The organism is Paenibacillus puldeungensis, assembly GCF_042678945.1.
Taxonomy (GTDB): domain Bacteria; phylum Bacillota; class Bacilli; order Paenibacillales; family Paenibacillaceae; genus Fontibacillus; species Fontibacillus puldeungensis.
Map to the genome: position 1 here is coordinate 274249 of NZ_JBHTLM010000001.1, position 26128 is coordinate 300376.

24 protein-coding genes are annotated in these 26128 nt (G+C 48.9%); 19 read left to right on the forward strand and 5 right to left on the reverse strand.

Annotation, left to right across the window (positions count from 1 at the left end):
- The first annotated feature begins 9 nt into the window (after positions 1-9).
- The 5 genes from ACFQ3W_RS01205 to ssuE are packed head-to-tail and all read left to right on the forward strand — an operon-like array spanning position 10 to position 4702.
- Positions 10-1041 carry an LLM class flavin-dependent oxidoreductase gene (locus ACFQ3W_RS01205; protein ID WP_379315780.1) on the forward strand — a complete coding sequence of 344 codons (1032 nt, stop codon included), beginning with the start codon at positions 10-12 and terminating at the stop codon, positions 1039-1041.
- An 11-nt stretch (positions 1042-1052) separates the two neighbouring features.
- Entirely contained in the window at positions 1053-2237 is a 1185-nt protein-coding gene (locus ACFQ3W_RS01210; RefSeq protein ID WP_379315782.1) for a M20 peptidase aminoacylase family protein, read from the forward strand.
- A 5-nt stretch (positions 2238-2242) separates the two neighbouring features.
- Positions 2243-2707, forward strand: coding sequence for a DinB family protein (locus ACFQ3W_RS01215; RefSeq protein WP_379315784.1), 465 nt, complete (start codon positions 2243-2245; stop codon positions 2705-2707).
- A gap of 34 nt (positions 2708-2741) precedes the next feature.
- The gene (locus ACFQ3W_RS01220) at positions 2742-4082 is read left to right on the forward strand and encodes an LLM class flavin-dependent oxidoreductase (RefSeq protein ID WP_379315786.1); all 1341 of its coding nucleotides are present in this window, start codon (positions 2742-2744) and stop codon (positions 4080-4082) included.
- Between the two features lie 47 nt (positions 4083-4129).
- A complete protein-coding gene (gene ssuE, locus ACFQ3W_RS01225) occupies positions 4130-4702 on the forward strand; it encodes an NADPH-dependent FMN reductase (protein ID WP_379315788.1) in 573 nt (190 codons plus the stop codon).
- 44 nt (positions 4703-4746) lie between these two features.
- Here the strand turns inward: ssuE and ACFQ3W_RS01230 are convergent, their stop codons facing one another.
- From ACFQ3W_RS01230 to ACFQ3W_RS01240, 3 genes are all read right to left on the reverse strand, one after another.
- Positions 4747-5217: a hypothetical protein gene (locus ACFQ3W_RS01230; RefSeq protein WP_379315790.1), complete on the reverse strand. Its 471-nt coding sequence runs from the start codon at positions 5215-5217 to the stop codon at positions 4747-4749.
- A gap of 212 nt (positions 5218-5429) precedes the next feature.
- A complete protein-coding gene (locus tag ACFQ3W_RS01235; protein ID WP_379315792.1) occupies positions 5430-7205 on the reverse strand; it encodes an ABC transporter ATP-binding protein in 1776 nt (591 codons plus the stop codon).
- Entirely contained in the window at positions 7192-8970 is a 1779-nt protein-coding gene (locus ACFQ3W_RS01240) for an ABC transporter ATP-binding protein (protein WP_379315794.1), read from the reverse strand. The genes ACFQ3W_RS01235 and ACFQ3W_RS01240 overlap by 14 nt, the downstream gene beginning before the upstream one ends.
- A 294-nt stretch (positions 8971-9264) precedes the next feature.
- Between ACFQ3W_RS01240 and ACFQ3W_RS01245 the strand changes: the two genes are divergently transcribed.
- Positions 9265-10371 (forward strand): glycerol dehydrogenase, encoded by a 1107-nt coding sequence (locus ACFQ3W_RS01245; protein WP_379315797.1) that lies wholly within the window; start codon positions 9265-9267, stop codon positions 10369-10371.
- A gap of 422 nt (positions 10372-10793) precedes the next feature.
- On the opposite strand, the gene ACFQ3W_RS01250 is transcribed toward ACFQ3W_RS01245, so the two are convergent.
- Together ACFQ3W_RS01250 and ACFQ3W_RS01255 are read right to left on the reverse strand one after the other, a co-directional pair.
- Positions 10794-11939: a VanZ family protein gene (locus tag ACFQ3W_RS01250; protein ID WP_379315799.1), complete on the reverse strand. Its 1146-nt coding sequence runs from the start codon at positions 11937-11939 to the stop codon at positions 10794-10796.
- Positions 11940-12092: 153 nt separating this feature from the next.
- Positions 12093-12833 (reverse strand): hypothetical protein, encoded by a 741-nt coding sequence (locus tag ACFQ3W_RS01255; protein ID WP_379315801.1) that lies wholly within the window; start codon positions 12831-12833, stop codon positions 12093-12095.
- Positions 12834-12997: 164 nt separating this feature from the next.
- Between ACFQ3W_RS01255 and ACFQ3W_RS01260 the strand changes: the two genes are divergently transcribed.
- From ACFQ3W_RS01260 to ACFQ3W_RS01320, 13 genes are all read left to right on the forward strand, one after another.
- A complete protein-coding gene (locus tag ACFQ3W_RS01260) occupies positions 12998-14059 on the forward strand; it encodes a suppressor of fused domain protein (protein ID WP_379315803.1) in 1062 nt (353 codons plus the stop codon).
- Positions 14060-14102: 43 nt separating this feature from the next.
- Positions 14103-14780, forward strand: a complete 678-nt coding sequence (locus ACFQ3W_RS01265; RefSeq protein WP_379315805.1) for a hypothetical protein — start codon at positions 14103-14105, stop codon at positions 14778-14780.
- 44 nt (positions 14781-14824) lie between these two features.
- Complete coding sequence (locus tag ACFQ3W_RS01270) at positions 14825-16009, forward strand: DUF4272 domain-containing protein (protein WP_379315807.1); 1185 nt, start codon at positions 14825-14827, stop codon at positions 16007-16009.
- A gap of 14 nt (positions 16010-16023) precedes the next feature.
- On the forward strand, positions 16024-16794 hold the full coding sequence (locus ACFQ3W_RS01275) for a YoaP domain-containing protein (protein WP_379315809.1): 771 nt from the start codon (positions 16024-16026) through the stop codon (positions 16792-16794).
- A 70-nt stretch (positions 16795-16864) separates the two neighbouring features.
- Positions 16865-17272, forward strand: coding sequence for a hypothetical protein (locus tag ACFQ3W_RS01280; RefSeq protein WP_379315811.1), 408 nt, complete (start codon positions 16865-16867; stop codon positions 17270-17272).
- A 47-nt stretch (positions 17273-17319) separates the two neighbouring features.
- Complete coding sequence (locus tag ACFQ3W_RS01285) at positions 17320-17694, forward strand: VOC family protein (protein ID WP_379315813.1); 375 nt, start codon at positions 17320-17322, stop codon at positions 17692-17694.
- Positions 17695-17801: 107 nt separating this feature from the next.
- Positions 17802-20582: a cation-translocating P-type ATPase gene (locus ACFQ3W_RS01290; RefSeq protein ID WP_379315815.1), complete on the forward strand. Its 2781-nt coding sequence runs from the start codon at positions 17802-17804 to the stop codon at positions 20580-20582.
- 19 nt (positions 20583-20601) lie between these two features.
- Positions 20602-21252 (forward strand): potassium channel family protein, encoded by a 651-nt coding sequence (locus ACFQ3W_RS01295; protein WP_379315817.1) that lies wholly within the window; start codon positions 20602-20604, stop codon positions 21250-21252.
- A 17-nt stretch (positions 21253-21269) separates the two neighbouring features.
- A complete protein-coding gene (locus tag ACFQ3W_RS01300) occupies positions 21270-21944 on the forward strand; it encodes a potassium channel family protein (protein WP_379315819.1) in 675 nt (224 codons plus the stop codon).
- A gap of 138 nt (positions 21945-22082) precedes the next feature.
- A complete protein-coding gene (locus ACFQ3W_RS01305; RefSeq protein WP_379315821.1) occupies positions 22083-22589 on the forward strand; it encodes a phosphohydrolase in 507 nt (168 codons plus the stop codon).
- Between the two features lie 83 nt (positions 22590-22672).
- Positions 22673-23440: a putative ABC transporter permease gene (locus ACFQ3W_RS01310; RefSeq protein WP_379315823.1), complete on the forward strand. Its 768-nt coding sequence runs from the start codon at positions 22673-22675 to the stop codon at positions 23438-23440.
- A gap of 292 nt (positions 23441-23732) precedes the next feature.
- Positions 23733-25433: a methyl-accepting chemotaxis protein gene (locus ACFQ3W_RS01315; protein WP_379315825.1), complete on the forward strand. Its 1701-nt coding sequence runs from the start codon at positions 23733-23735 to the stop codon at positions 25431-25433.
- 99 nt (positions 25434-25532) lie between these two features.
- Positions 25533-26117 (forward strand): TetR/AcrR family transcriptional regulator, encoded by a 585-nt coding sequence (locus ACFQ3W_RS01320; protein ID WP_379315827.1) that lies wholly within the window; start codon positions 25533-25535, stop codon positions 26115-26117.
- Positions 26118-26128 lie beyond the last annotated feature (11 nt).

A 26128-nucleotide genomic window follows, 5' to 3' on the forward strand; every position in this document is an offset into this window, starting at 1 on the left:
CCATCACATATGGGTATTACCATAAGCATACTGGATCAAAGCCCGATTTATCCCGGGGAGACGGGGGAGGAAGCATTGGCACACACGGTGGCGCTGGCCCAAGCCGCAGAGGCGCTTGGCTTTCGGCGGTTTTGGGTGTCGGAGCATCACGACTCGGATCAAGTTGCGGGGTCCTCACCGGAAGTTCTCATCTCTTATTTGCTGGCCAAAACCAAATCTATTCGAATCGGTTCCGGAGGCGTTATGCTTCAGCACTACAGTCCCTACAAGGTTGCGGAAAATTTTAACGTGCTGGCTTCTCTTGCTCCCGGACGTGTAGATTTAGGGATCGGGCGCGCTCCTGGAGGGCTGCCGCGCAGCACGCAGGCGCTCCAGCGGGGGACACAGGACCAAGCCTCATTGACGGATAAAACGGTGGAGCTCGTGAATTATGTTCATAACAACCTGGAGGAAGACCATCCGCTTTCGGGTTTGCGTGCTACCCCGCTGCCTGCGCAGGTACCAGAGCTGTACATACTCGGGGCCAGTGTCGGGAGTGCCGAAATCGCTGCCGGACTGGGTCTCCCTTATGTGTTTTCCTTATTTATCAACGGGGACGAATCCGCAGCAATGGAGGCCATTAGGGCGTATCGCCGTGCTTTTGATTCTTCTCATGGGACGAAGCCTCAAGTCATCCTGGCGCTTTCGGTTATTGTAGCGGCGTCAGAGGAGGAAGCAGCCGAGCTTGCGGGATCGCAAAAAGTAGTGAAAGTTCATTTGGCGAGCGGGAAGATCTTGACGTTAGGGACGCGGGAGCAGGCGGAAGAATACGGACGTCAGGCCGGGGAGCCTTATACGATCGAGGAGCAGGAGCCCTTTATTACCAAGGGCACCAAGGAGTCCGTCCGCCGGAGGCTGCTTGAACTGCAGCAGGCATCCGGTGTCGATGAGTTTGTCATCACCTGCAATATCCAGCCCTTTGACAAGCGGGTGCGCTCTTATGAGCTGCTGAACGAAGCTTTGGCGGAGGTGCCTGCGGAAGTAGCCGCGGAAAAAGTATAGGGGGTCTAAGCATGCCAAGTCCTACGTTTAGTTTATTTGCTGGCGGGACCGGAGTTGAACGGTTTATCGAATACCGGCGCGAGCTGCATCGGTTCCCGGAGTTGTCGAATGAGGAATTCGAAACGACCCGCCGGATTCTCGGCTGGCTCAAGGAAGCTGAAATCCGGATTTTGGACTATCCGCTCACAACCGGGGTGATTGCCGAAGTCGGAGGTCTTCGGGAAGGGCCGGTGATCGCTCTAAGAGCTGACATCGATGCACTTCCGGTCCTGGAGGAGACCGGATTGCCCTTTGCATCCACGGCTCCTGGCAAGATGCATGCCTGCGGGCACGATTTTCACACCGCAGCCCTGATTGGAACGGCCTATGCATTAAAGGAACGGGAAGCTCAGCTTAAGGGAACCGTCCGGCTGATTTTCCAGCCGGCGGAGGAAAAAGCCAAGGGCGCGAGACAGGTGATCGACAGCGGCGCGCTGGATGGGGTGCAGGCCATATTCGGCATGCACAATAAGCCGGATCTTCCCGTCGGAACGATCGGCATTAAGAGCGGTCCGCTGATGGCGGCCGCCGACGGCTTCGTCGTGGAGGTGGCCGGCAAGGGAACGCACGCGGCCGTTCCGGAAGCCGGCCTTGATCCGATTGTGACGGCCTCGCATATCATTACGGCGCTTCAATCGATTGTGAGCCGGAATGTAAGCTCCCTGGAGAGTGCCGTCATCAGCGTGACGAAGCTGCACAGCGGAACGGCATGGAACGTGGTTCCCGACAAGGCGCTGCTAGAGGGAACGATTCGCACCTTTAGCGAGGAGGTGCGGCGGGAGGTGCTGGATCGCTTCACTCAAATCGTGGAGGGCATAGCGGCGGCATTTGCGACGACGGCCTCCATCCGCTGGATCGAGGGTCCTCCGCCGGTCAACAACGACCCTGTGCTGGCTGATCTCGGGTTTGCGGCGGCCGGGGCCACTGGTTATAAGGCTGTTGCCCCAATTCCTTCACCTGCTGGTGAGGATTTTGCAGTATATCAGCGGGAGATTCCCGGACTGTTCGTTTTTATGGGGACGGCGGGTCCGCAGGAGTGGCATCACCCTGCCTTCGACGTCGATGAGCAGGCGATTCCGGTCAGCATCGCCTTTTTCACGGAGCTGGCAGAACTTGCGCTGGAGCATTACAGCTTAAACGGAGGTGAGTCTTCATAGCCGCCATGAAATCCTATATTGAAGATTTTTTAAACACCCATGGGCTGCTGGTTGCGGCCGTCGATGGCTTAAGCGAGGAGCAGGCAAGATGGAAGCAGAAGCCGGAGGTATGGAGCGTGCAGGAGGTGCTCGCACATCTGGTGGACCACAGCATTGTGACCTCGTTCCGAATTCGGGACATTCTTGCGGGCACCACGGTTCAGCTGCCGGCGTTCCAGCAGGATGCGTGGGTGAGCGGGCAATATGCCAACGACGGGAACGTGTCCGATATTCTCCAAGCATTTCACGCGCTGCTGCAGTACAACGGGTTGCTGCTCCGTCGCTTAACCGCTGCCGATAAGGCAAAAACCGGCGTTAATTTTAAAGGTGAGACCGTCAGCATAACGGATCTCATCGGCGCATTTATACGTCACGTGCACCGTCATCTGGATCAAATCGAACGCATTAAACAAGCTGCCATGTTGGCGTAATAAAATTTCGTTAACGGATAAGGGGGATAAAAAAATGGCGAAGCCAAGACGATTGAAATTGGGGGCTATTTTGCACGGTGTGGGCGGCGGAACCTCCATGTGGCGGCATCCGGACGCAAAGCCTGATGCTAGCGTAAATTTTGACGTTTACAAACGGTGGGTGCAAAAAGCGGAAGAAGGCAGGATGGATCTGATCTTTATTGCGGACGGTCTCTATATTAATGAAAAATCGATTCCTCATTTTTTGAACCGGTTTGAACCGATTACCCTGCTCAGCGCCCTGGCTGGGGTCAGCCAGCATATCGGTCTTGTTGGAACCTTATCCACCTCTTATAGCGAGCCCTTTACTGTGGCCCGGCAGTTCGCCTCGCTGGATGTGATCAGCGGAGGCCGCGCCGGGTGGAATGTCGTGACGTCCCCGCTTGAAGGCTCGGCTTTGAACTATGGGAAAAAGGAGCATCCGGATCATGACAAGCGCTACCGGATCGCAAGCGAATTTCTTGATGTCGCCCGGGGCCTTTGGGACTCCTGGGAAGACGATGCGTTCGTGCGAAACAAAGAAACCGGCGTATTTTTCGATCCACAAAAAATGCATGCGCTGAACCACAATGGCGAGTTTTTTTCGGTAAAAGGGCCTTTGAACATTGCCCGTTCCAAGCAGGGGCAGCCGGTTATCTTCCAGGCCGGAGCCTCCGAGGTGGGCAAAAATTACGCCTCGAAGTATGCGGATGCCGTATTTACAGGACACGAGACAATAGAAGAGGCAGCCCGGTTCTATCAGGATGTTAAGTCGCGTGCCGCATCGTTTGGCCGGAACCCGAGCGAGGTGTTAATCTTTCCGGGCATCAGCCCTATTATCGGTCGTACTCCAGAGGAGGCGGAGCAAAAATATCAGGAGGTGGCCAGTTTGGTCACTATCGAGAACGCCCTGGATTATTTAGGAAGATTTTTTGAGCATCACGACTTCTCCCAATATCCGCTGGATGATCCTTTCCCTGAACTGGGAGACCTCGGGAAGAACAGCTTCCAGAGCGGCACGGACAAAATCAAAAAAGACGCGCAGGAGAAGGGACTGACGCTTAGACAAGTAGCGCTCCAGGCAGCTACTCCGCGCAGCAGCTTTATCGGCACGCCCGAACAGGTGGCAGATCAAGTTCAGGCTTGGTTCGAGGCGGAAGCCGCCGACGGATTTATGATTGCCGCCGCTGTTCCTCACGGCCTGGAGGAATTTGTCGATCAGGTTGTGCCTATTTTGCAGGAGAGAGGAATATATAGAAAAGAGTATGAGAGTGACACACTTCGCGGTAATTTGGGATTAGCGAAGCCGGAGAACCGCTACACGCTTCATAAGAAAACGGTAAGCGCCGGCTTATAAAGGCACGGACGTATGGATATACGTGACGATCATGAAAGGAGGACAGTATGGCAAATATCGCAATAATTATAGGGAGTCCGAACGGAGGATCGCGTTTATACGGATTGACGGAGTTTGCGGGAGAGCGTTTGGCGGAAGCCGGCTTCACTTTGGAATGGATCGCCGCGACAGATCTTCCAGCAGAGGATTTGCTACAGGCTGATTTCGGGAGTCCAGCTATTAAGCGGATCATTGCTTCCGTGGAGGAGGCTGATGCCGTCATCATCGCCAGTCCGGTTTTCAAAGCTGCTTATTCGGGGGCTCTAAAGACCATTTTGGATGTGATCCCGCAAAAGGGGCTGCAAGGTAAGGTAGTGCTTCCGCTGTTCATCGGAGGGACTATCGCGCATTTTCTGGCTGTTGACTATGCACTGAAGCCGGTTGTGGCGGCACTGGGAGGAACTCACATTTTGGGCGGTGTGTTTGCTGTAGATGAATGGGTCACCAGACGGGAAGGCGGCGGATTCGAGCTGACAGAACTGCTGCAAGAACGATTGGACGTTGCAATAAACGAACTTATTGCAGTGCTAACCCAAGATACACGGATTGGACGGGGAGACCGGGAAGAACGGACAATTTAGACGCTATGAAGGCTCTATGCAACATATGTTTGTTTTGGGTATCCTTACGGTTTGTCAGTAGCAAATCCGTTATATTGAACATCTACAGCTCCTTCCGAGGAATGAAATTGGACGGTATATTTACCAGCGCGCACACCTTGCGGGTAATCAGTGGCGCTATACCAAATATCTTGTGAATTGCCTAAGAGCGTTTTTGAATAATATTCTTTGCCGGACTCATGTCTTAAAGTAATCGTAACTGATTTCGAATCTTTATTGTGAAACCACATTTTCACATATCCAAAACCGCCAGGCACACTAAATGCAGATTGAGTGGAATTATTAGCTGCAACACTGCCGTCCCACTTATTTCCGTATTCCACTGACCTAACCATTCCACCTGCGATATTGGGTGCTTTTGCTGCAGGAAGGTTATCCGTTACCCTTGCAGAGTCTCCGCTTGAAGCAAAGTTAATGGACGTTGCAAACACGGCAACTGCTGCAATGACTATTGAAACCGCTAATATTTTTTTCATTTTTTACCTCATTAATGTTATTCAGGAAATATGATCATATATATAGACAACGGATACATCAGGAAAGTTACGGAGCTTTTTGAGAAAATATCCAAAAAATTGTAATTAGAGTACTTTTAGAAACATTTGAAAAATGGTCGATATATTAAAGGGGCTTACCTCTGTCATCTTTGATGACTTTAGGTACAGCCCCTTTTTGAACTTTATTTTTTTTAAGCTTCCATCTTCTGCGCAGAGTAGAGCCGATAATAAAGTCCACGCCGGGCCATCAGCTCGTCGTGGGAGCCGCATTCCGCAATGCCTTTGTCGGACACGTACATGATGCGGTCGCAGTTCTTTACGGTGGACAGCCGGTGCGCGATGATGAACGAGGTCCGGCCCTTCAACAGCTCGTTTAAGCCCTGCTGCAGCAACCGTTCAGTTTTTGCGTCAATCGACGAGGTCGCTTCGTCCAAAATCAGAATGCGCGGGTCGGCCAATAACGTCCGGGCAAAAGAGATCAGCTGCCGCTGCCCCTGGGACAGCTTCGAGCCGCGTTCGTTGACCTCCGTCATATAGCCTTCGTCAAACTCACGGATAAACTCGTCGGCACATACCGTTTTTGCAGCAGCCACGATTTCCGCTTCGGTGGCGTCCAGCCGCCCGTAACGAATATTGTCCAGGATCGAGCCGGAGAAAATAAAGCTGTCCTGCAGCATGATGCCCATTTGGCTGCGCAGCGATTTTAGCGTGACCTCCGAGATGTCGTGACCGTCGATTAGAATTTTGCCGCCGGTCAGGTTATAAAACCGCGAAATTAGGTTGACGACCGTGGTTTTGCCAGCCCCTGTCGGTCCAACGAGCGCGATGCTTTCTCCTGCCTTGACCTCGAACGAGAGATTCTCAAGAACGTTGACTCCTTCGTCATAACCAAAGGTCACATCGTCGAAGGCTACATCACCCTGAACAGGCGGAAGCTCCTTCGCTCCTGGGATATCGCTGACGGTAACCGGCTCATCGAGCGTTTCGAAAATCCGCTCCAGATAAGAGACAGCGTTGATGAAGCTGTTGTACAAGTTCGAAAGGTTCAGGATCGGCTGCCAGAAGCGCGCCGCGTAGCTGCTCATTGCCAGAATGACACCAAAGGTGACATCCTTCGGATCGAGCGCGAGCAGACCGACTAAATAAATCATCGTTGTAACGATCGTCGCCAGATTGTCGACCGTGAACGGAATCAAAGCGTTGTAGCGTAGAGCATGCATCCATGCCCCCCGGTAATTACCGGCAAGACGGGTAAAGATGCCTTCATTGCGCTGCTCGCGAGAGAAAATTTGCGTCACGCCGATGCCGCTGATGCTTTCCTGCAAATAAGCATTCATATTTGAGTTTTTATTGGATACGGCCTGCCACGCCCGCCGCTGCCGGGTCTTGATTAGCAGCATGATTCCAAGGAATACCGGCAGACCTGCAATAATGATAAGCGAAAGCCGGACATCTACGGCGAACATGAACGCAGCGATAAAGATCAAGTTTAATAATTCAAGTATGAAGTTGATAATACCGTTGGATAACACATCGGAAACGGAATTGACATAGTTCACGACCCGGATCAGAATTTTGCCCTGCGGTCGGTCGTCATAATATTTGAACGGAAGCTCCTGCAAATGCTTGAACAAATCCGTCCGAATGTCGAAAATGATGTCCTGCCCAACGCTAGTCATAATGCGCGAACGGATCGTTGCCAAAACAACGCTGATCACGATCGTTGCCAGCATTAGCGCTGACCAGCCTACTAGCGCTCCTACCGCTTTTTCAGGAATGGTTACGTCGACGACATGCTGCAAAATCAAAGGTGCAGATAGCGCGACAGCCGCTGAAATCATGCTGAGCAAAAACGCCACGATCATCGGCTTCTTCTGCCGCTTAATGTAAACCATGGCTCGGCGGAAGTGTTTTATATCAAAAGGCGACTCCAGATTTTCATCGACGTCGAATTTATTTCTGGCCATGTTCGGTCACCTGCCCTCTGCCAATACCCTCATTCTGAAGCATAAACACATCGTAGTAATAACCGCGCTTCGCCAGCAGCTCGGCGTGGGTACCTTCCTCGATCAGGCGGCCGTTATCCAAAATAAGGATACGGTCGGCTTTAGCGGTGGTGGATACACGCTGCGCGATGATGATTTTCGTGCAAGGATAATCGAGCTCATTCAAGCTTTTCTGGATATGCTCCTCGGTTTCCAAATCGACCGCAGATGTCGTATCGTCCAGGATCAGAATTGGCCGCCGGACCGCCATAGCCCGGGCCAATGCAATGCGCTGTTTCTGTCCGCCGGACAGGCCGACGCCGCGTTCCCCAACAATCGTGTCATACCCTTCGGGCATCTTCGTAATAAATTCATGCGCAGCCGCGAGCTGGGCATATTCCTCCGTCTTCTCCTCCGGAAGATCGGGGTCGCCAAAGGCAACGTTCCCGTCAATCGTATCGGAGAACAAGAGGACATCCTGGGTCGCTACGCCGATATTTCCCCGCAGCTCGTCAAGCTCCAGCTTGCGTACATCGACGCCATCCACCAGCACCTGCCCCTTTGTCACGTCGTAAAAACGAGGGATGAGGTTGACGAGCGTTGTTTTGCCCGACCCTGTTGACCCCATAATAGCGACGGTCTCTCCGGGCTTAATCGTAAAGCTCACATCGTCGAGCACTGTTGCGCTTTCATACTTGAAGCTGACGTGATCGAACGCGATCCGGCCTTCGTAGCGGCGTTTCTCTACAGCGTTATGCTCGTTGGCGATATTAGGCCGCGCGTAATAGATTTCGACGATTTTGGTCAAGCTTGCAAAAAAGCGCTGAATATCGTTGATGATGATCCCAATGTTGCGCATCGGGTTGGAAATGGCCCATATCAGTGATGAGAAAGCCGAAAATTCACCGAAGGTGATCCGGCCCTTCATGACGAATATACCGCCGGCCAGCATCAGAATAACGTTGAAGGCTTGAGCGAACGTTTCCAGGTAAGGAAAATAGTCAAGCCATACGAGAGCCGCCGTTTTGTTTGCTTTGGAGTAGTTGATGTTCTTGTCGGTGAACTTCTCGATTTCGTATTCCTCGCGGGCGAATGCCTTAACGACACGGTTTCCTGCAATGTTCTCCTGCGTCGTCGAGTTCAGCTGAGACAGCCGCTCGCGCAGATCGACATACATCGGCCGAACGCGTTTGGCAAATATGTATGCGACCACAAAGATGGGCGGTGATAGGATAAGCAGCCACAGCGTTAGTTCAACATCGATGGTGAAAAAATAGATCACAGCGGCCACGAAGATCGTCAGCGATTCGATGATCGTTTTGATAATCCATGCCATCGAGTGCCGTACCATGTCCAGATCGCCTGTCATCTTGGTCATGAGGTCGCCGGTACGGTTGTGGTCGTAATACTTCATATCCTGCCCTTGGATCTTGTTGTACAGGAAAATACGGATACGATACATCATGTTCTGCGAGGATTGCTCGTATTGCATCGTTGTTACATAAGATAAACCCGTGCGCAGCAAGGAAAATGCGATCATGCCCAGGCAGAGCATAATAAGCAATCCCCGCTCCTGTGTCAAATTTTGCAGCGCGTTGTCGCCAGTAATGAAGGTGTCGACAATACGCTGACCGATGTACGGGTTTACAATCGTGAGCGACGAGCACACCACGGATAGGAAGAGCGCTGTAACATACCTTGTTCGGTCTCCCTCCAGGTTCTGCCATAGCCATTTTAGTTCAAACATCTGATCTGATCACCTGTTTCTGTTTGTACTTGCACTCTCGGTTGAAATGAAATTTTATCCATCCAACGACAAACGTGATTATACCATAATAAACGTTTCGTGAAGATTAAGGTTTAGCATCTTTCTTGTTACATACAATTGAACTTTTTTGTCACATTATAAACATTTCAAATCGTTATTATTGTTAGTCTTGAGGAAACCCCTTGACGGTGCTATATGAGGGATTTAACGTTAATTTTAAATGGAAAAAGTATGAGAAAAAGATGGTGTTTCATTACGCGAAGGAGTGAGGATATGAACGAGAGAATTTTCATCAGCCCGGCAAAATACGTCCAAGGCAAAAACGTGCTCGACAAAGCCGGCTTATATATGAAAGGTTTGGGAAACAAAGCTCTGATTATCGCTGATGATTTCGTTTGGAGTATGGTGGGAGACCGGGTGTCGGCCAGCCTGGAAGCCGAAGGCATTACAGTACATAAAGCCAAATTTGAGGGGGAGAGCTCACCCGAAGAAATCAAGCGTATTGCGGACGGGGCTCGCAGCGAGAACATAGATCTGGTGGTGGGATTAGGAGGAGGAAAGACGCTTGACACCGCGAAGGCGGTTAATCATTGGTTGAACGCAGCATGTGCTATCCTACCGACCACCGCATCTACCGACGCGCCGACCAGCGCGATTTCGGTGCTATACACGCCGGAGGGAGCCTTCGACCAATATACATATTATCGGAAAAACCCCGAGCTGATTTTGGTGGATACCAAAATCATTGCTGGTGCGCCGCCGCTGATGCTGGCCTCCGGGATCGCCGATGCGATGGCGACATGGATTGAATGCCGCGCCGTGATCGAAGCCCGCTCTCAAACGCTCGCGGGTGGATTGCCAACCCTTGCCGCTGAAGCTATCGCGCGAAAATGCGAGGAGACGCTGTTCGACTACGGCCTTCTCGCTTATGAATCCGTTAAGCGCAAGGTGGTGACTCCCGCACTGGAGGCGGTCATCGAAGCCAATACGCTGCTGAGCGGGCTGGGCTTTGAGAGCGGCGGCTTGGCAGTAGCCCATGCTATTCATAACGGCTTCTCGGTGCTCGAAGGAGAGATTAGACGGCTTACCCATGGGCAAAAGGTCGCCTTTGGTGTATTGGTGCAGCTTGCGCTCGAGCAGCGCCCTCAGGCGGAAATCGAGCGTTACATCGATTTCTTCCTGCAGCTTGAGCTTCCGGTTACGCTGGAGGATCTGAAGCTGGGTGGCGCACCAAGGGAAGATCTGTATCACGCCGCCCAAGCGGCAACCAAACCGAGTGAAACCTCGCAGCGCCTTGCGTTTCCGATCACGGCGGAGGACATGCTGGATGCGATTCTGGCGGCGGACCAGTATTCTTTAGCCTACAAACGAAGAAGATAAGAGAGCAATTCCGCCCTTCGTAAGTTATTAAAAGGTCTGACTCAGGAGGATCACTCCGGAGTCAGACCTTTTTTTGACAAATCAGAAAGTAGATAATAACTGGGTAAATGAACCTTGCAGACGATCAGCAAAAGAGTAATACGGGCGAGTGAAACATGGGTGTCGGCCAAAATGGGCTGATATCCTCGTAGTTCCCTTGGCCTTCTCACCCGTAGTAATTGCATTTTATGCAGTTAATCCTTGTCATTATGGCAGTCTTAGAAACCTAGTTGTAAAAAGTGCAGTTAAAAGAGGGGGAATCGCCTCTTCTGTGCGGTTGGCCCATTTTAGTTGTAGGTTTTACAGTTAAAATCCAGAAATCCGCAGTTTGCCCGAAAATAGATGTATAAAATGCAGTTAGTGGTGTAGAAGTCTTTGCCAACTCAAAGGACGTCGTCAGGCGATTTTTCCCTATCGTTTTGATTGTCTTCTGTATGTGTTTTTGGCTTCCAGCTGATCTTTTGCGCTGTATGACTCAGCTTTTCATAGAACAGAAGGGAGTCCTTCCGAAAAATGTGAATCACGATGTGGATGAAGAACCAACCATATAGAATAAGCTGGGCGAGTACGTAGGCGTATCCTAGAAGGTAATGCTCGCTGAAAATGCCGGGCATGAAGCGAATGAAGCCAAATACAACCCAATACAACAAGCCATACCGGACGACCAGTGCCCGTAACGAAGGATTCTCATGTTCAGGCTCGCTTACGACCCGAATCCGAACGACCCATTTTCCCAGCGTCTGACCGTGCGTGAAATACGGTATGAGAATGAAATAAATGCCGGTCGAAATCCAGAAATCCCCGGGGATTCCGAAAAGATAGATTATGGATTGCAGCGGAGCCCACGCGCATCCGTCGATCAGAAGGGCAACACCCCGTCTAGTAAAGCTGACCCTCTTAGCCTCCACATCCACATTTTCGTCCAGTCGTTCAATTCTCGGCAGCAGCCCGGACAGCCATTCGGCAAACAGAATTCCCAGCATTCCGCCTAGCGTGTTCATCAGGAGATCATCTACATCGAAAACCCGGTAAGGATGGTCGTAAAATCCGAAAATCGCCGTGACCTGAGTAATCTCAAAGAACAATGAGAGGAAAAAGGAGCACAGTGTCGCGCGAACCCATTTTGCTCGAAAATAGTAGCGGAGGATCATCCCGAAAGGAACCGTCAGCAAGATGTTGAATACGACCTGGAGAAAAGCTCGCTCTTTGAGTAGATGCAAGTAAGTGGACGGATGACTTGCGGACACGGAGGTTTCTCTCATGATGTCGGCAATGAAATGAAGCGGTATCCATTGCAGGGCGCCGCCGTGCAGCGGGGCATTATGCCTTGACGCAGGTAGCGGCAGCAGCACAAGGAACAGGGCATTCATCAGGTATAACAAGAAAAGATAGAGTACCAAAGCCCGAATTTTATTAACATATCCGTATTTACGGTACTGCACGAGCAGAAAAGGCAGCGTAAACAGCAGCGCCGCAAATGGAAATGATAGAAATGCATATTTGATTGGAAACAGATACGAGGTAAGCATAAATAACACACCTGCCATAAACAAGATGAACGCTAAAAATTGATTCTATAAAATAACGGATTACCCGTCAAAAAAGTTACTTTTCATTAAATCACTGCCAGAAATAAGAGGGGCCGTGCCTTGTTCACACGGTCCTCTGGCTTCCCGGATAGATCACTTGATTTCGACTTGCTTGGCTAATTTCTCGAACTCTTTCAGCTGCGGGGTTACCTGCGCTGTGATCTTCTTCAAATATTGAATCGTTTGCTGTCTGGCGCGTTCCTTGGTTTTCGTCTCCCCTGGGATATCCCAGCATTCCTTGCTGATTGAACCCTTCTGGTATTTCACATAAAATAAGGTACCTTTTTTCCAGGAGTTGACCATATCCTTGGGAGTACCCATGACATACAGCGTTTCCTTGCCGTCCTTATAAGTAAAAGCGTAATCCGGATCGGACAAAGCGCGCTGCGCGAGGTAGCCGCTTTGGAGCTGATTATCCTTGAACTTACCGTTCATAAATAACTTAACAGTAACTCTTTGGTAGGTATCGGTCACTTTTTCGGTGTAGATGCCTTTGAACATCATGTCCTTGCTCCAGGTTCCGTCGAAAGCCACCTCGTGTGTGCTCCCTTGATCGTCCACGTATTCGTTGACGAATTTGCCTTCCCCAGAGCGCTGACCATTCGCGAAATGCCCGGTATACTGCTTCTTTGCTCCCCAGGAAATCGTGCCTTCTCCATGAGGTTTGCCGTTTAGCACTTCACCTATGTAGCTTGCACCCCCGGATAGCTGAATCTGCTCCTTAGCAGCTTCCGCACGGGCAACTGGTGCATTCATCATTGCAGCGGCTACGAGCGTGAATGTAAGAACGGCTGGCATCACGATCGCTGCTGCTTTTTTTACTAGCTTTTTCATTATTTCTCCTTCTCTGATCCAGTGTTCAGGTAAAACTTGCCATGACCATTATACAACGTGATGGGGAAATCGGAAGTCGATACTTTTGTCACTATAAGTCCCGGCCCATCCATGATACCATTACAGTTAATTATTGGTTTTAGTACATAGAAGGAGTGAATGGAATGAGTGAAGAAGTAGAGGCACGTGGATGGGATGCAATAGACCAGGAGATGGAAAGGCTGTATGGGACCCAGGAGCCTAAACATTACGGAACGATTATTCCTTATGCACTGGGTGGCAATGATCCGCTGAATGGAATCAGCGCTTACAAGGTGGAGACACCAGTCCCACATTGGCACTTCGTCACCTATGGCTTCAGCGAGCTTTATGAGAAGGAGTCGGAGGATCTGGAGTACAGCGGCTACGGATTTGAATTGACGTTCCGATTAAACCGGGGACCGGATGAGGAAGAACCACCGGCATGGGCACTCAATTTGCTGCAAAATATGGGCAGATACGTGTTCCGCAGCGGAAACGTCTTCCAATCGGGCGATTATCTCGATGCTAACGGTCCGATCTGTCTGAATGCGGATACCGCGCTAACAGCGCTCGCTTTTACTGAGGATCCCGACCTTCCGACGATCGATACGCCAAACGGAAAGGTGCAATTTATCCAAATGGTGGGGATCACCAAAGATGAGCTACAGGCGATGCAAACGTGGAATACACTGGGGCTGCTTGAGGTTTGCCAGCCTTACATGCCTTATTACATAACTGATTTGACTCGTGTTTCACTTTTGGAAACGCCTGCTGTTGCCGAAGCGGTGAATGCAGGCCGGGAAAGAGACGGCTCGAATACCGGATTTTTATTTGTAGATCAGCTTGCCTGGGAGCCGGAGAAGAAATCCTTGTTCAAGAAAACGCCAGCGAAGCTCACGCTGGGAGCAAAGCAGGCAGACATCGTTGGAAAGCTGCTGCGCGGGCGCCTTTTAAAAGGGAAAGACCTGACTCTTGTTAGTTCCGGTTTGCGGGTTGTTTTTGAACCTGGAGAGCAAGCCGGGTGGAAAACGGAAGCGGAAGAAGTCCATATCACGCTGCATGATGCGGCGGCTGCCGAGCTATCCCAAAAGCTGCTGCCTAAGGCTGGTGCCTTTGAAGTTGCTTCCTTACCAGGTGCTGTTATTGAAGTTGTAAAGACCCACATCAAGGATAATGAGGGGAACGTAGTCGAGACCATTGGTTAATAACCAAAAGGGGGACATTAGCCTGCCTGAAAGGATGAGAGGTTTGGACCAACAGGAGTATGCACGGTATTTACTTGGACTTTTAGGAGAAAGCGCCGAGGAGGGCGAGAAAATCGATGAAGATCGATTCTACGGCTACTTCCAATGCTACATGCCTAGCGGGAAAGGTGTAGAGCGAACATTTGAACCGCTCGCAAATGGCGGCGAGTACTTGAATAGAATTCGGCCCATTTATGAAATGCTGGATCCGCGAGATTTCGAAGGGGATACGGTCCCGGGATACTTTAATGGAGAAACAGAGGAGCTTTCTGAGGAGAAGCTGAAGGAACTTGGCGAAAATTTGCTTGGCAGGCTTATCGCACTGTTTTCCGAACATACCCAGGAGGAGCCGGATGAGGCTGCTGAATATCTGAAAAGCATTTCGAATATAACGGTCCTCCCCAAAGAGAAAATTGAAGCTTACCGAGATGATCAGGAAGAGTCGGTCTATGAAGAATTAAGTGATCTCATCAGCGACTGCACCGATTACGATGAGCCCATCAGCATACTAAGAGAAGCCTATTATTCCATTGCCTGCGATTATTGGGTCTCCTACTATTTGCAATGGCCCCAGTACGAAGAGCTGAAGGATTCTGACCCGCTGGCTCCTTATTTTGAATTGTACCGATGCGGTTATAGCGTATCCTTTAATGAGCAAGCATTGTACATTGGTAGGCTCTAAAGACAATAGAGTGCGTTAGGAATGAACGGCGCCGGAAGGAGTAAATGATGAAAAATTGCGCTTTATACAGTTCAACCTTTGATCTGGATCAAGTGGTGGAACGGATTAAATCGATTTATCCGAATGACAAGGTAACGGTGAACGAGTCAAAAACTAAAATTCAAATCACGAGCGGCGGCTGGTTCAGTAAAAAAGTCAAAGGCTTCAATATCATGACCAGCCGGACGGAGCCCGAGGAATTCACCGCGATGATTCAGGGTATGGGCAACTTCTTCCGCCAGATTCCGGCGGAGAACGAGTCGGTTCATGAGAAGCTGCTGATTAAGATCAGCACACTCAACATGGTCATCGGCGTTGAGACGGAGGAGGACATTTCGGACAAGTTTTTTGCCGAGTTGTTGTCGATCATTGAGCCGCTGGATGGGCTGGTGTTCTGGGGCGGCGGTGCTTTGCTGGACCCTAGCGGCAGACTGCTGCTCGACGTGAACGGGCGCTCCGAGGTGGAGGATTACAATGTCACGGCTCACGTCAGCTATTTGCATGAGGAAGATGCGGAAACGGAATCCGGTAAAGCGCGCAAGCTTCGTTCGGAGCGCTTGATATCGGCCAAAGGCATCTCCAAAATGCCACCGATGGCCGGATACATCGGCGATGAAGCGGCGAAGGGCATTCGATCCTTGGACGAAGTCGCAAAGCGGACGGTAGCGTTATGCATCATCGCACTGAAGGGTGAATGTGTCTGCTCCGGTGAAACCGTAGAAGATACCAAGCGGTTGGTAGGCAACGTCACAGAGCGTTACGGGGCGGCGGGTTTCTTTTCGCCAAAGGAAAGGGAGTTTCTAAGTAACGATGAGGCTGGGGATAATGAGGCGATACCGTTCTCCTGGTGTTACGAAGGATATTGGACGCTGCTGTGGGCGCTCGGCCATGTCGAGGAGCTGGATGATCCGGTTGGCTTGTGTGATGTCGCGCTTGCGGTGTCCAAACTGCAGCAGTTCGATAATTTCGAAGAGTTTCTTGCAGGCTCGCGGCTGCGGAGTAACCAGGAAATTCTGGATGAAGCCGATTTGATCTATCGTTACGATTGGCTCTGTGTGGATAGCCGGATTCACAGCGAGGATGCGCCTGGGAATTTGGAAGGTGGCGTTGTATACGAACGGCATCGTGCGCTGAATTGGCTCATCGGTTATATGGGGCAGGAGTGGGACGAGGTTCGTACGGATACGTAAAGGAGGTAAGCAGCATGGACATTATTACGGTGACCCGGGAAAATCTAGAGCAGGAGCATATTTGCTGTGCAATTTCCAGTAATGAGGACTGTCAGGTCGCTTCGAAAAAGTCGTGGCTGGCTGAGCGCTTTGACGAAGGTCTCGTCTTCAAAAAAGGGAATGTCCGGGGCAAATGCTTCATCGAATATATCCCGGCCGAAAACGCCTGGTGCCCCATTGAAGCGGACGGATATATGTACATCAACTGCTTTTGGGTTTCCGGACAGTATAAAGGTCAAGGAAATTCGAATTTGCTGCTGAACGCGTGCATTGAGGACAGTAAGGCCAAGGGCAAACACGGGCTTGTCATATTATCGTCATCACGAAAAATGCCCTATCTTTCGGATCCCAAGCATTTGCGGTACAAGGACTTTGAGCTTGCGGATACGGCTGAGCCTTATTTTGAGCTGCTTTATTTGCCCTTTGATAAGTCTGCACCTGTACCGCGCTTTATGAAGCATGTGAAATCTCCGGCGATTCAGGATGAAGGCTTTGTGCTGTTTTATGCCGACCAGTGCCCGTTTACCGCCAAATATGTACCGCTGATTGAAGGGATCGCCAAAGCCAAGGGGGTTCCCTTCAAGGCCGTTCACATCGAGACAACAAATCAGGCTAAGCAGGCCCCTGCACCAACAACGACCTACAGCCTTTTTTACAATGGACGGTTTGTCACTCATGAAATTTTGTCAGAGAAAAAGTTTGAGAAGATCCTGGCGGAAATCGTGACAGATTCGAAAACTATATAGTAGGAAAAAATTGCCTGTGATACAGTGTGGGTATACATACAAATTCAAGAAAACTACATTGGAGGACAAGATGGACCCGATAAAATATGAAGTTCAACAGCAGCCGCAACCCCAATCCCAATACCAATCCCAATACCAATCCCAATACCAATCTCAATACCAATACCAAACTCAATTCAATCCACAACCCCAGAATGCTGCTGACAGGTATGTCTTTGCAGTTACATCATTTATCGTATCGCTCATCAGTATATTTATGTTTGTTGGTATGTTGGCAATGAGTGTGAACGACATGAGCGATGCAGCTGTCGGATTAATATTCGTAGCAAACCTGTTTTTCCTGGTTCTTGGAATCATATTCGGTGCGATGTCACTAAAATCAACGAGAGGCAAAGGACTGGGGATTTCGGGCTTCGTCGTCAGCTTGATTGTATTAGTATTATTGCTCTTACTCCTGCTGATCGGCAGTATGGTGTAGGTTAGTGCACTCCTTAGGACCTGAAAATTAGGAGGTACATTAACATTATGAAAAGGGTCATGATGCAAGTTTATGTAAAGAATAGCTGCGAGGCTGTAGGACTGTATTTAAAAGCATTTAATGCCACCTTGGGCTTTAATGTAAAAAGCTCTGATGAAACATATTATCATGCCGAGCTGGATATTTGTGGTCATACCTTAGCAATAGCTGAGGCGAATGACGGCATGGATGAAAGAATTACTGGCAACACCATGCAGTTCTGCTTTCATTATGGTGAAGGCAATGAGGAACAGGTTAAAAGGGCTTATGAGATTCTTAAAGAAGACAGTGAGATCCTCTTTCCGTTAGGTCCTTGTGATTTTAGTTCATTGTGTGCAGATTTTATTGATAAGTTTGGTGTCAGATGGTGTCTTTTTGTATAACTGATTCTACTTGGTTAAAAGCAAGGGCAAACGTTTAAATAATAATTAGGACCACTAATTCGTCCGTCAGTATGGATACTCCATATGGAAAGAAGAGTCCGATTATTATGGAACAAATTCATAAGCTTTCGGTCGCTCAGGTCTTTGAAGCGTTTAACGTAACCACTAAGGGGCTAACGGCCGCCCAGGCTCAAGAGAAACAACAGATTTATGGAAAAAACGTCATCGATGAGAAGAAAAAGCAGTCGCTGCTGCTAAATTTTCTTAAAAATTTTACCAACCTCATGGCCATTTTGCTGTGGGTTGGCGGTATTATTGCCCTGTTTGCGGACATGCTCCAATTGGCGGTAGCCATTTGGCTCGTAAATGTCATCAACGGGGTTTTTAGCTTTTGGCAGGAGCACCGGGCCAGCAAGGCAACGGAAGCTTTGAAAAATATGCTGCCTTCTTATGCCCGGGTTATTCGTGACAATACGGAACAAAAAATTTTGGCCGAGGATTTAGTGGTTGGCGATTTGATGCTGCTTGAGGAAGGGGACAAAATTTCCGCGGATGCGCGTTTGGTCGATTGTAGTGATCTGCAAGTGAATCAATCCACGCTTACGGGAGAATCGAATCCTGTTCGTAAGATAAAAGAAGCTGTGCTTAGAGACGACTTAACACAAGCGGAAACCCCTAACCTGATTTTTGCGGGAACCACCGTTTCAGGCGGGAACGGCAAAGCGGTTGTTATGGAAATCGGGGCAGGAACAGAATTCGGGAAAATTGCTAATTTAACGCAAAATATGGGCGAAGAAACAAGCCCGCTGCAAAAAGAACTGGACCGCTTAACGAAACAAATTTCAATCATTGCCATCACTTTTGGGGTTGTTTTCCTGCTCGCCGCCATGCTGCTTGTAAAACAGACCTTTGCTTCATCGTTTATTTTTGCTTTAGGCATGATCGTCGCCTTCATTCCGGAGGGCTTACTGCCTACGGTGACCCTGGCGCTAGCCATGGCCGTGCAGCGGATGTCGAAACGCAATGCACTCGTTAAGAAGCTGTCTTCCGTTGAAGCACTTGGGAGCACATCTGTAATTTGTACGGATAAAACGGGGACCTTGACGCAAAACGAAATGACCGTGAATCACCTTTGGCTCGCAAAGCAGCAATATGAAGTCACCGGTGTCGGTTATGGACCGGAGGGAAGTATACTTCGTGAAGGCAAAACCGTTACGGCCAATGACAATTTGGACATCAAGCTGCTGCTGACGGCCGCTGCCTTATGCAGTAACGCCCGCATTTTACCCCCTAATGAACAATCTGCCCGTTACACCGTGCTTGGCGACCCAACGGAGGCTTGCCTTGGTGTCGTAGCGCAAAAAGCCGGTATCGATATGCAGCACCAAGCTGCCACAACACCCCGCTTAAGAGAATTGCCATTTGATTCCCGTCGTAAAAGAATGTCAACGATTCATCGACTTTTACAGCCTATAGAAGGAGCCCACAGTATTGCCTACATCAAGGGGGCTCCAAAGGAAGTTATGGAATTGAGCCGGTCCATTCGGATTAACGGTGAAGTCAAACCGCTGACGGATGAGCTGCGGAGAGAAATTATGGTTGCCAACGATGGCTATGCCAGAGACGGATTACGTGTCTTGGCCGTAGCCTACCGCCTGCTTCAGGAGGAAGACCGGCTGCCAGCAGCTATGAGCGCTTATACCCCTGAACTGATCGAACAAAATTTGGTTTTTGTCGGCTTAGTCGTCATGGCCGATCCACCTCGGCCGGAAGTGAAGGAAGCGGTATGCAAGTGCCGTCAGGCCGGGATACGAATCATTATGATTACCGGCGACTACGGCTTGACTGCAGAGAGTATTGCCAAGCGGATTGGTATCGTCACCGGACCAAAACCACGGGTTATATCCGGCGTGGAATTGGAAAAGCTCTCTGACGAGCAGCTCAAGCAATATTTGAAGGATGAAATCATATTTGCCCGGGTGGCGCCTGAACAGAAGCTGCGGATTGTTTCGAACCTACAGGAAATGGGCGAAATCGTGGCCGTAACCGGCGATGGCGTTAATGACGCTCCAGCCCTGAAAAAGGCGGATATCGGCGTGGCGATGGGTATCGCCGGAACCGATGTCGCCAAAGAGTCCGCTGACATGATCCTCACGGACGACAACTTTGCCTCGATCGTACATGCCATTGAAGAAGGGCGTGCCGTTTATAGCAATATCCGCAAATTTTTGCTGTACATCCTTAATTCGAACATGCCGGAGGCTGTACCTTCTGCGTTGTTCTTGTTTTCACGAGGGGCTATCCCTTTGCCGTTGACCGTGATGCAGATTTTAAGTATCGATCTGGGCACGGATATGCTGCCTGCACTGGGGTTAGGGACGGAAAAACCGGAGAAGGACATTATGAACAGGCCGCCGCGCAATCCTAAGGAGACATTGCTGAACAAGAAATTGTTGATCAAAGCGTTTCTGTGGTATGGCTTACTGGGGTCCATCACTTCGGCGGTTTCCTATTTCTTTGTCAATGTACAAAATGGGTGGCCTCGTGTGCCGCTGGCTGATGGATCAGACCCGATCTACATCAAGGCGACCACCATGGCGCTCGCCGCCATCGTATTCAGCCAAATCGGAGCTGTGTTTAATTGCCGTACCGAAAGACAATCCGTCTTTAAGGTAGGGCTGCTTAGCAATCACCAAATCAATTTTGGCATTGCTTTTGAAATTGCTTTAATCGTGATTCTGGTTTATTGTGCACCGCTGCAAGCTGTTTTCCATACGGGAGCGCTGGATGTATCCGATTGGTTATTCCTGTGTATTTGGCCACCGGTCGTTCTGCTTCTGGAAGAGGCAAGAAAAGCATGGGCTAGAAAAAAATCTTTAGAATCATGAAGAAAACAAGGTGAGAGGAATGAAAATCATTGTAGTGGGCTGCGGGAGAATGGGGACGGGACTATCCCTAAATCTCGCAAAGAAGGGACATCACATCACGGTGATTGACTCCAACCCTGAGGCATTTGAAACCTTGGGCGTACATTTTACGGGTGACAAGATTGCCGGCAATGGCTTCGACCGGGAGGTGCTTACCGAGGCCAAAATCGATCAGGTGGATGCAGTAGTATGCTGCACCAAAAGCGATGAAGCGAATGCCGTCATAGCAAGGGTAGCTCGGAATGTATACCACGTTCCTTGTGTAATCGCTCGGCTGTATGACCCGCTCAAGGCGGATATTTACCAGCGGCTCGGTATCCAAACGATCTCGACCACATCTTGGGGGATTGAAAAGGCGGCGGAAATCATTACGTATAACCAATTTGACAGTGTATTCCGGATCGGTAACGGTGATGTCGATTTGCTGCGTATCGAGGTTCCCTCCGGTTTAGTAGGGCATACCGTTGATGATGTCACGGCGCTGGGCGAGATTCAGGTTGTCTCTATCAGTCGCGCAAACCGAACTTTTATTCCTACCCTAGGCACAATTCTCGAAGAAGGAGACATTCTATATATTTCCACTATCGCATCAGCAACTAAAAAACTAAAATCCATGCTGGCTTTAGCATAGAAAAGGGGGAATAGAAGGTGAAAATCATCATTATTGGTGGAGGTCAAGTGGGAGCCTATCTTTCTTCTTTGCTATGTTCGAATGGTCATGATTTACGGATTATTGAACATCGGAAGGCGGTCTATGACAGTCTGCTAAAGCAATTGCCGGCTGAGTTGGTCTTGTTCGGAAACGGCTCAGATCCCGCCATCTTGGAGAAAGCGGGGATTACCTCAGCCGATGTGGTGGCAGCGGTTACGGATGCGGATGAGATCAACCTTGTTGTCTCGACACTTGCCAAGATGGAATTTGGCGTTCCACGGGTGGTTGCCCTCGTCAACAATCCGAACAATTCTTGGCTGTACAATAGTGGAATGGGCGTCGACGTAGGAGTGAATCAGGCGGAAGTTATGGCCCATATCGTGGTTGAGGAAATGAGCTTAAACGATATGTTTACCATTCTAAAGCTCAGCCGCGGGAACTACTCGATTATTCAAATGCAGGTTCACCAAAATGCCAAAGCTGTCGCTCGGTGTCTGAAGGAGCTGCCTCTTTCCAGAGATATGCTGCTGATCGCAATTATGCGCGGAGAAGCTCTTATTATTCCGAAAGGAGATACCCCCATTTTGGCGGGCGATGAAATACTGGCTTTGGCGGATGAGGCGGGACGCTGCACGCTGGAGGAAATATTAAGCGAACCGCGGAACGTCTAGGCACCTACACTAAGTACGATGGTAACGATGGACTGAAGCGGGGGAGACCTCGCTTTCTTTTTTTTGCGGGAGTTGGAAATTAAGAACTTAAAATGAGTATAATGAAGGAAAATGCAGCCTAATAAAGGAGTTTGACGAATGTTATTGAAATCCAGCTTGGAGCAGGAGTCCTGTGCGGTTAGGGAGTACTTGGAATGTGTCCGCGACCTGATTGATCATGAATTGGTCCGATCGATGAAGGAGTACATTCAGCATAGTGATATTGACTGCTTCGAGCACAGCCTTTATGTGTCGTTCAGCAGCTTCCGTTTGTGCAAATGGCTTGGCTTTGACTACCGTTCGGCGGCTCGAGGGGGACTGCTTCACGACTTTTTTCTGTACGACTGGCATCAAAGCAAGCCTTATGAAGGCTGGCACGGTATCATGCACCCTCGAATCGCATTGGAAAACGGGAACCGGCATTTTCATTTGAATAAGCGGGAACAGGATGTCATTCGCAAGCATATGTGGCCATTGACCTTAACGCCTCCAAGATATAAAGAAGCCTGGATAGTCATGTTAGTAGACAAATATTGCGCGCTTATGGAAATTTTCAAGTTTGGGAAGAGAAGAAGCTTGCGCCGCATTCAAAGCCTGATCGCCTAAAATATGTTTGATGTCACTGCATTACGTAGGGTGACCCTCTAAAATAGGAGTGTCATTCTGTGCGAATGGAGTAGTGATGGTTTATGCTGATAGTTGAGTGGTTTTTGTGGCTTGTGGCCTACAGTTTTATCGGCTGGGTGTACGAATCTACCCTATGCTCTATTACAGGAAAAAGATTGGTCAATCGTGGATTTCTCAATGGTCCCTTGTGTCCTGTATACGGCTTTGGAGCCCTGGTCACGCTTCTGTTCCTCGATCAGAGGGTAGATAACATTGTACTGCTGTTCATCGCAGGGATGTTCTTGACTTGCACCGTAGAATATATCACTGCTGTGCTGCTGGAAAAGCTGTTTCACGCCAAATGGTGGGATTATTCATACATGCGGTTCAACATCCAAGGGCGAGTCAGTCTACTGGGGGCTATCGTTTTCGGGCTGTTGGCCGTGCTGCTTATCAAGGTCGTTCATCCGTTTGTTGGAGGGCTGATCAGCAGACTGCCAAGTGCGGTTCAAATCGGCATGTCCATGATTTTATTTGTCATAATAATGATTGATTTATATATTACTGTGCGGCATATTCTGGAGCTGAACGGCAGGCTCCGGGAAATTCAATTGGCGATCAACGGTTATTTAGGACAATATGCTAAACGGGCGGAAGAACTGAAAAAATCGCTCATGGATAACTTTGAAGAAAGTAAATTTTACAGTGAGCATGTCAAAACTTTGTTTCATCAAAATCGGTTTCAGAATCGGCGGATCTTAAGAGCGTTTCCTAAATTAAGATCGATCAAGTATGACGATGCCTGGCAAAAGCTCAAAGATACGCTGCTGCGTGCAAACGATAAGGATTAAAGGCGAGCTGACAGATTTATCTGTCAGCTTTTTCGTTGTTACAACGCCGCCTTTTAGAGGGCTAAAAAATATTTCAACCTGTACGACTTTTTTACTAAATGTGTGTCGAAAATTGAAGAATTGTGTTGTTTTTAGTGTTATTATAGGGCTAATTGGAAAAAGAAAAATTGGGGGAAAGTGGAGAATAAAGAGGAAGAAGGGGAAAAAGGAAGAGGGTAAATGAGGAAGTAGGAACTAGGAATTTTTTTATACTTCAACAATGTGAAAAATAATACAAAGGTGGCGTTTTAAAATGCTAAGGTCATTAACAGGAAGAATTTTAGCGATCATTATCGTGTTGATTACAGTATGCGCCGTTTCATTTACGGTAGTCTCTTATTATGAGATTCAAAAATCGGTAACCCGCCAAATGAAAAGCGATGGAACAACTCTCGTTACAAATATAAAGCGAGATATCATCAAGGATAAAATATCGAATCCGGCGGATTTGCAAAAGATCTTCCAAACGATTAAGCAAGAAAGCGAAGGAAATATCACTTATATATCACTTTCCGATGTAAACTCCAAAGTTATCGTTTCGGACAACTGTGTAGCGCAGCAGAATGGGAGCGGCAGTAGTACGGACGCCACAGCCTCCGCCTCGAAGTCAAAGGGGGGCGATGTATCCGATGTGGTCCAAAAGCAGCAGACGAAAGGCAGCATTTTAAAAACGTCTACCGGCGAAAAGGTGTATAACATATCTACAGACTTTACATACAACAAGGAGCTAACTGGGGCCTTAAACGTAGGAATTTCTCTTAAAAGCATGTACAGCGAAGTCCAGCAGTCTCTAATTCAAACAATCGTCATTTCGCTAATCATCTTGGTTTTTGCCGTCGGCATCGGAATTTTCATGGCTGGAAGAATGACCAAGCCGCTGTCTCACATGTCAGAACGGATCAAAGCTTTTGCCAAGGGGGATTTTACCGCCGAGTTTATACATCATAGAAAAGATGAGATCGGAGCGATGTCGGCCGACTTAAGTCATATGCAGCAGACCTTGGGAGGAATGGTGAATCATATAAAGAGCAACGCCAATCAGGTATCCACGAGCTCTCAAAAGCTAGCAACAATGATTAATGAAACGTCATGCTCGGCGGAAGAAATTTCCAAGGCGACGGATGCCGTGGCCGCAGGGGCCAGTGATCTGGCTAACAATTCACAGGAAGGTTTGGAGAAACTAAATCGACTGGCTGGTGAAATTGTGAGGTTGTCAGAGCGTGCCGATCGGATGAAAGAAAGCATCGAACAGACGCGGAATGCCAATCACACCAGCTTATCCAGTATGAAGAATTTACAGCAGGCAATTAGCGATAATGCTGAGGTTACATCGAAAATCAAAGAACAAGTTAAGGATCTTAGCACGAAGTCCGAAGCGATCACACAGATTACTACTGTCATTAACGCCATTGCTACCCAAACAAATCTACTGGCTCTAAACGCCATGATTGAAAGCGCACGGGCAGGAGAGCAAGGAAGAGGATTCGCTGTCGTGGCGGAGGAAATTAGAAAATTGTCCGAGCAAACGACAGATTCCATCCAAGGTATTGAACAAATTGTACAGGAAGTAAGCTGTGCCATCGAGAAAACACAGGGCTATATGGAGCAAGGTACGGAGGTTATAGCCAGAACGACTGCTGTGTCCAAGGAAACGGGCAAAGCCTTTGAGATGATTGACCAAAGTGTAGGACATATTATTTCTGAAATTCACGAAATGGTAGAAGGTGTGAATCAGGTCAACCATGACAAGAATGAAGTGATCGGTACGATTGACAGTATTTCGTCGATAGCCCAAGAAACTACGGCATCTACTGAAGAAATTTCGGCATCGATTGAACAACAGCTGGCCAGTATGAAAGAGGTATCTCAATTTGCGGACGAGCTAAAATCGATTGCATCCGAGCTTCACCGATTAATCGGTCAGTTTAAATTGAGTCAGGGGGAAGTAGCATAGTCTCTGAAAACTTGCGTGCCGTTCATCCATCCGTTAAACTTGAATGTGGAAAAGTTATTATTTTCACATAAAAAATGGAATCGATGAAGGAAGAGAACTATGACATTGAAGAAGCGGGAACAGCAATCGCTGCTTACCAAGGAGAAGATACTTCGCAACTCTATTGAGCTGATTTCTACCTATGGCTACAACGACGTAACCGTCTCGCAAATCTGCAAGGTAAGTCAGGTCGCCAAAGGCTCCTTCTATACGCATTTCAGCTCCAAAAGCGATATAGCGATTGAAATTTTGAAGGATATTAACGTGCAGTTGTTCAGCGACTTAAACGTGAAACCAGATGAACCGGCCGAGCAGCAGCTTCGAATTTATGCGGAGCATTATTTTAAAACGGTATTGCATTGCGGCCCTGCCATGTCGAGAGAAATTTTCAGAATTATTTATACTGTACAGTTCACAAGTAAACAGGTGCATTCTGATTTGCATAACAGCTACATTGAGGATTGCATCCGGCTCGGTCAGGAGCAAGGGACGTTTCGGTCTGATCTGGACGCCGGGAAAATCGGCTTTTACTGGTCTGACGGTAATTTAGGGCTGGTGCGATTATGGATTAACGATGTGGAGAACTACGATTTAATGAAAGAGGGGATGGAGTTCTTTGACTTCATTCTTAGGGCGCTTCGGTAATTAGTAATTGT

What these genes read in the sequence shown, in the direction of transcription:
- ACFQ3W_RS01220 (WP_379315786.1), top strand. Translation starts at nt 2,742, where the DNA reads ATGGCGAAGCCAAGACGATTGAAATTGGGGGCTATTTTGCACGGTGTG.
- ACFQ3W_RS01210 (WP_379315782.1), top strand. Translation starts at nt 1,053, where the DNA reads ATGCCAAGTCCTACGTTTAGTTTATTTGCTGGCGGGACCGGAGTTGAA.
- ACFQ3W_RS01310 (WP_379315823.1), top strand. Translation starts at nt 22,673, where the DNA reads ATGCTGATAGTTGAGTGGTTTTTGTGGCTTGTGGCCTACAGTTTTATC.
- ACFQ3W_RS01275 (WP_379315809.1), top strand. Translation starts at nt 16,024, where the DNA reads ATGGACATTATTACGGTGACCCGGGAAAATCTAGAGCAGGAGCATATT.
- ACFQ3W_RS01230 (WP_379315790.1), bottom strand. Translation starts at nt 5,217, where the DNA reads ATGAAAAAAATATTAGCGGTTTCAATAGTCATTGCAGCAGTTGCCGTG.
- ACFQ3W_RS01305 (WP_379315821.1), top strand. Translation starts at nt 22,083, where the DNA reads ATGTTATTGAAATCCAGCTTGGAGCAGGAGTCCTGTGCGGTTAGGGAG.
- ACFQ3W_RS01285 (WP_379315813.1), top strand. Translation starts at nt 17,320, where the DNA reads ATGAAAAGGGTCATGATGCAAGTTTATGTAAAGAATAGCTGCGAGGCT.
- ACFQ3W_RS01320 (WP_379315827.1), top strand. Translation starts at nt 25,533, where the DNA reads ATGACATTGAAGAAGCGGGAACAGCAATCGCTGCTTACCAAGGAGAAG.
- ACFQ3W_RS01205 (WP_379315780.1), top strand. Translation starts at nt 10, where the DNA reads ATGGGTATTACCATAAGCATACTGGATCAAAGCCCGATTTATCCCGGG.
- ACFQ3W_RS01215 (WP_379315784.1), top strand. Translation starts at nt 2,243, where the DNA reads ATGAAATCCTATATTGAAGATTTTTTAAACACCCATGGGCTGCTGGTT.
- ACFQ3W_RS01260 (WP_379315803.1), top strand. Translation starts at nt 12,998, where the DNA reads ATGAGTGAAGAAGTAGAGGCACGTGGATGGGATGCAATAGACCAGGAG.
- ACFQ3W_RS01295 (WP_379315817.1), top strand. Translation starts at nt 20,602, where the DNA reads ATGAAAATCATTGTAGTGGGCTGCGGGAGAATGGGGACGGGACTATCC.
- ACFQ3W_RS01250 (WP_379315799.1), bottom strand. Translation starts at nt 11,939, where the DNA reads ATGCTTACCTCGTATCTGTTTCCAATCAAATATGCATTTCTATCATTT.
- ACFQ3W_RS01290 (WP_379315815.1), top strand. Translation starts at nt 17,802, where the DNA reads ATGGAACAAATTCATAAGCTTTCGGTCGCTCAGGTCTTTGAAGCGTTT.
- ACFQ3W_RS01235 (WP_379315792.1), bottom strand. Translation starts at nt 7,205, where the DNA reads ATGGCCAGAAATAAATTCGACGTCGATGAAAATCTGGAGTCGCCTTTT.
- ACFQ3W_RS01255 (WP_379315801.1), bottom strand. Translation starts at nt 12,833, where the DNA reads ATGAAAAAGCTAGTAAAAAAAGCAGCAGCGATCGTGATGCCAGCCGTT.
- ACFQ3W_RS01315 (WP_379315825.1), top strand. Translation starts at nt 23,733, where the DNA reads ATGCTAAGGTCATTAACAGGAAGAATTTTAGCGATCATTATCGTGTTG.
- ACFQ3W_RS01240 (WP_379315794.1), bottom strand. Translation starts at nt 8,970, where the DNA reads ATGTTTGAACTAAAATGGCTATGGCAGAACCTGGAGGGAGACCGAACA.
- ACFQ3W_RS01245 (WP_379315797.1), top strand. Translation starts at nt 9,265, where the DNA reads ATGAACGAGAGAATTTTCATCAGCCCGGCAAAATACGTCCAAGGCAAA.
- ACFQ3W_RS01270 (WP_379315807.1), top strand. Translation starts at nt 14,825, where the DNA reads ATGATGAAAAATTGCGCTTTATACAGTTCAACCTTTGATCTGGATCAA.
- ACFQ3W_RS01280 (WP_379315811.1), top strand. Translation starts at nt 16,865, where the DNA reads ATGGACCCGATAAAATATGAAGTTCAACAGCAGCCGCAACCCCAATCC.
- ssuE (WP_379315788.1), top strand. Translation starts at nt 4,130, where the DNA reads ATGGCAAATATCGCAATAATTATAGGGAGTCCGAACGGAGGATCGCGT.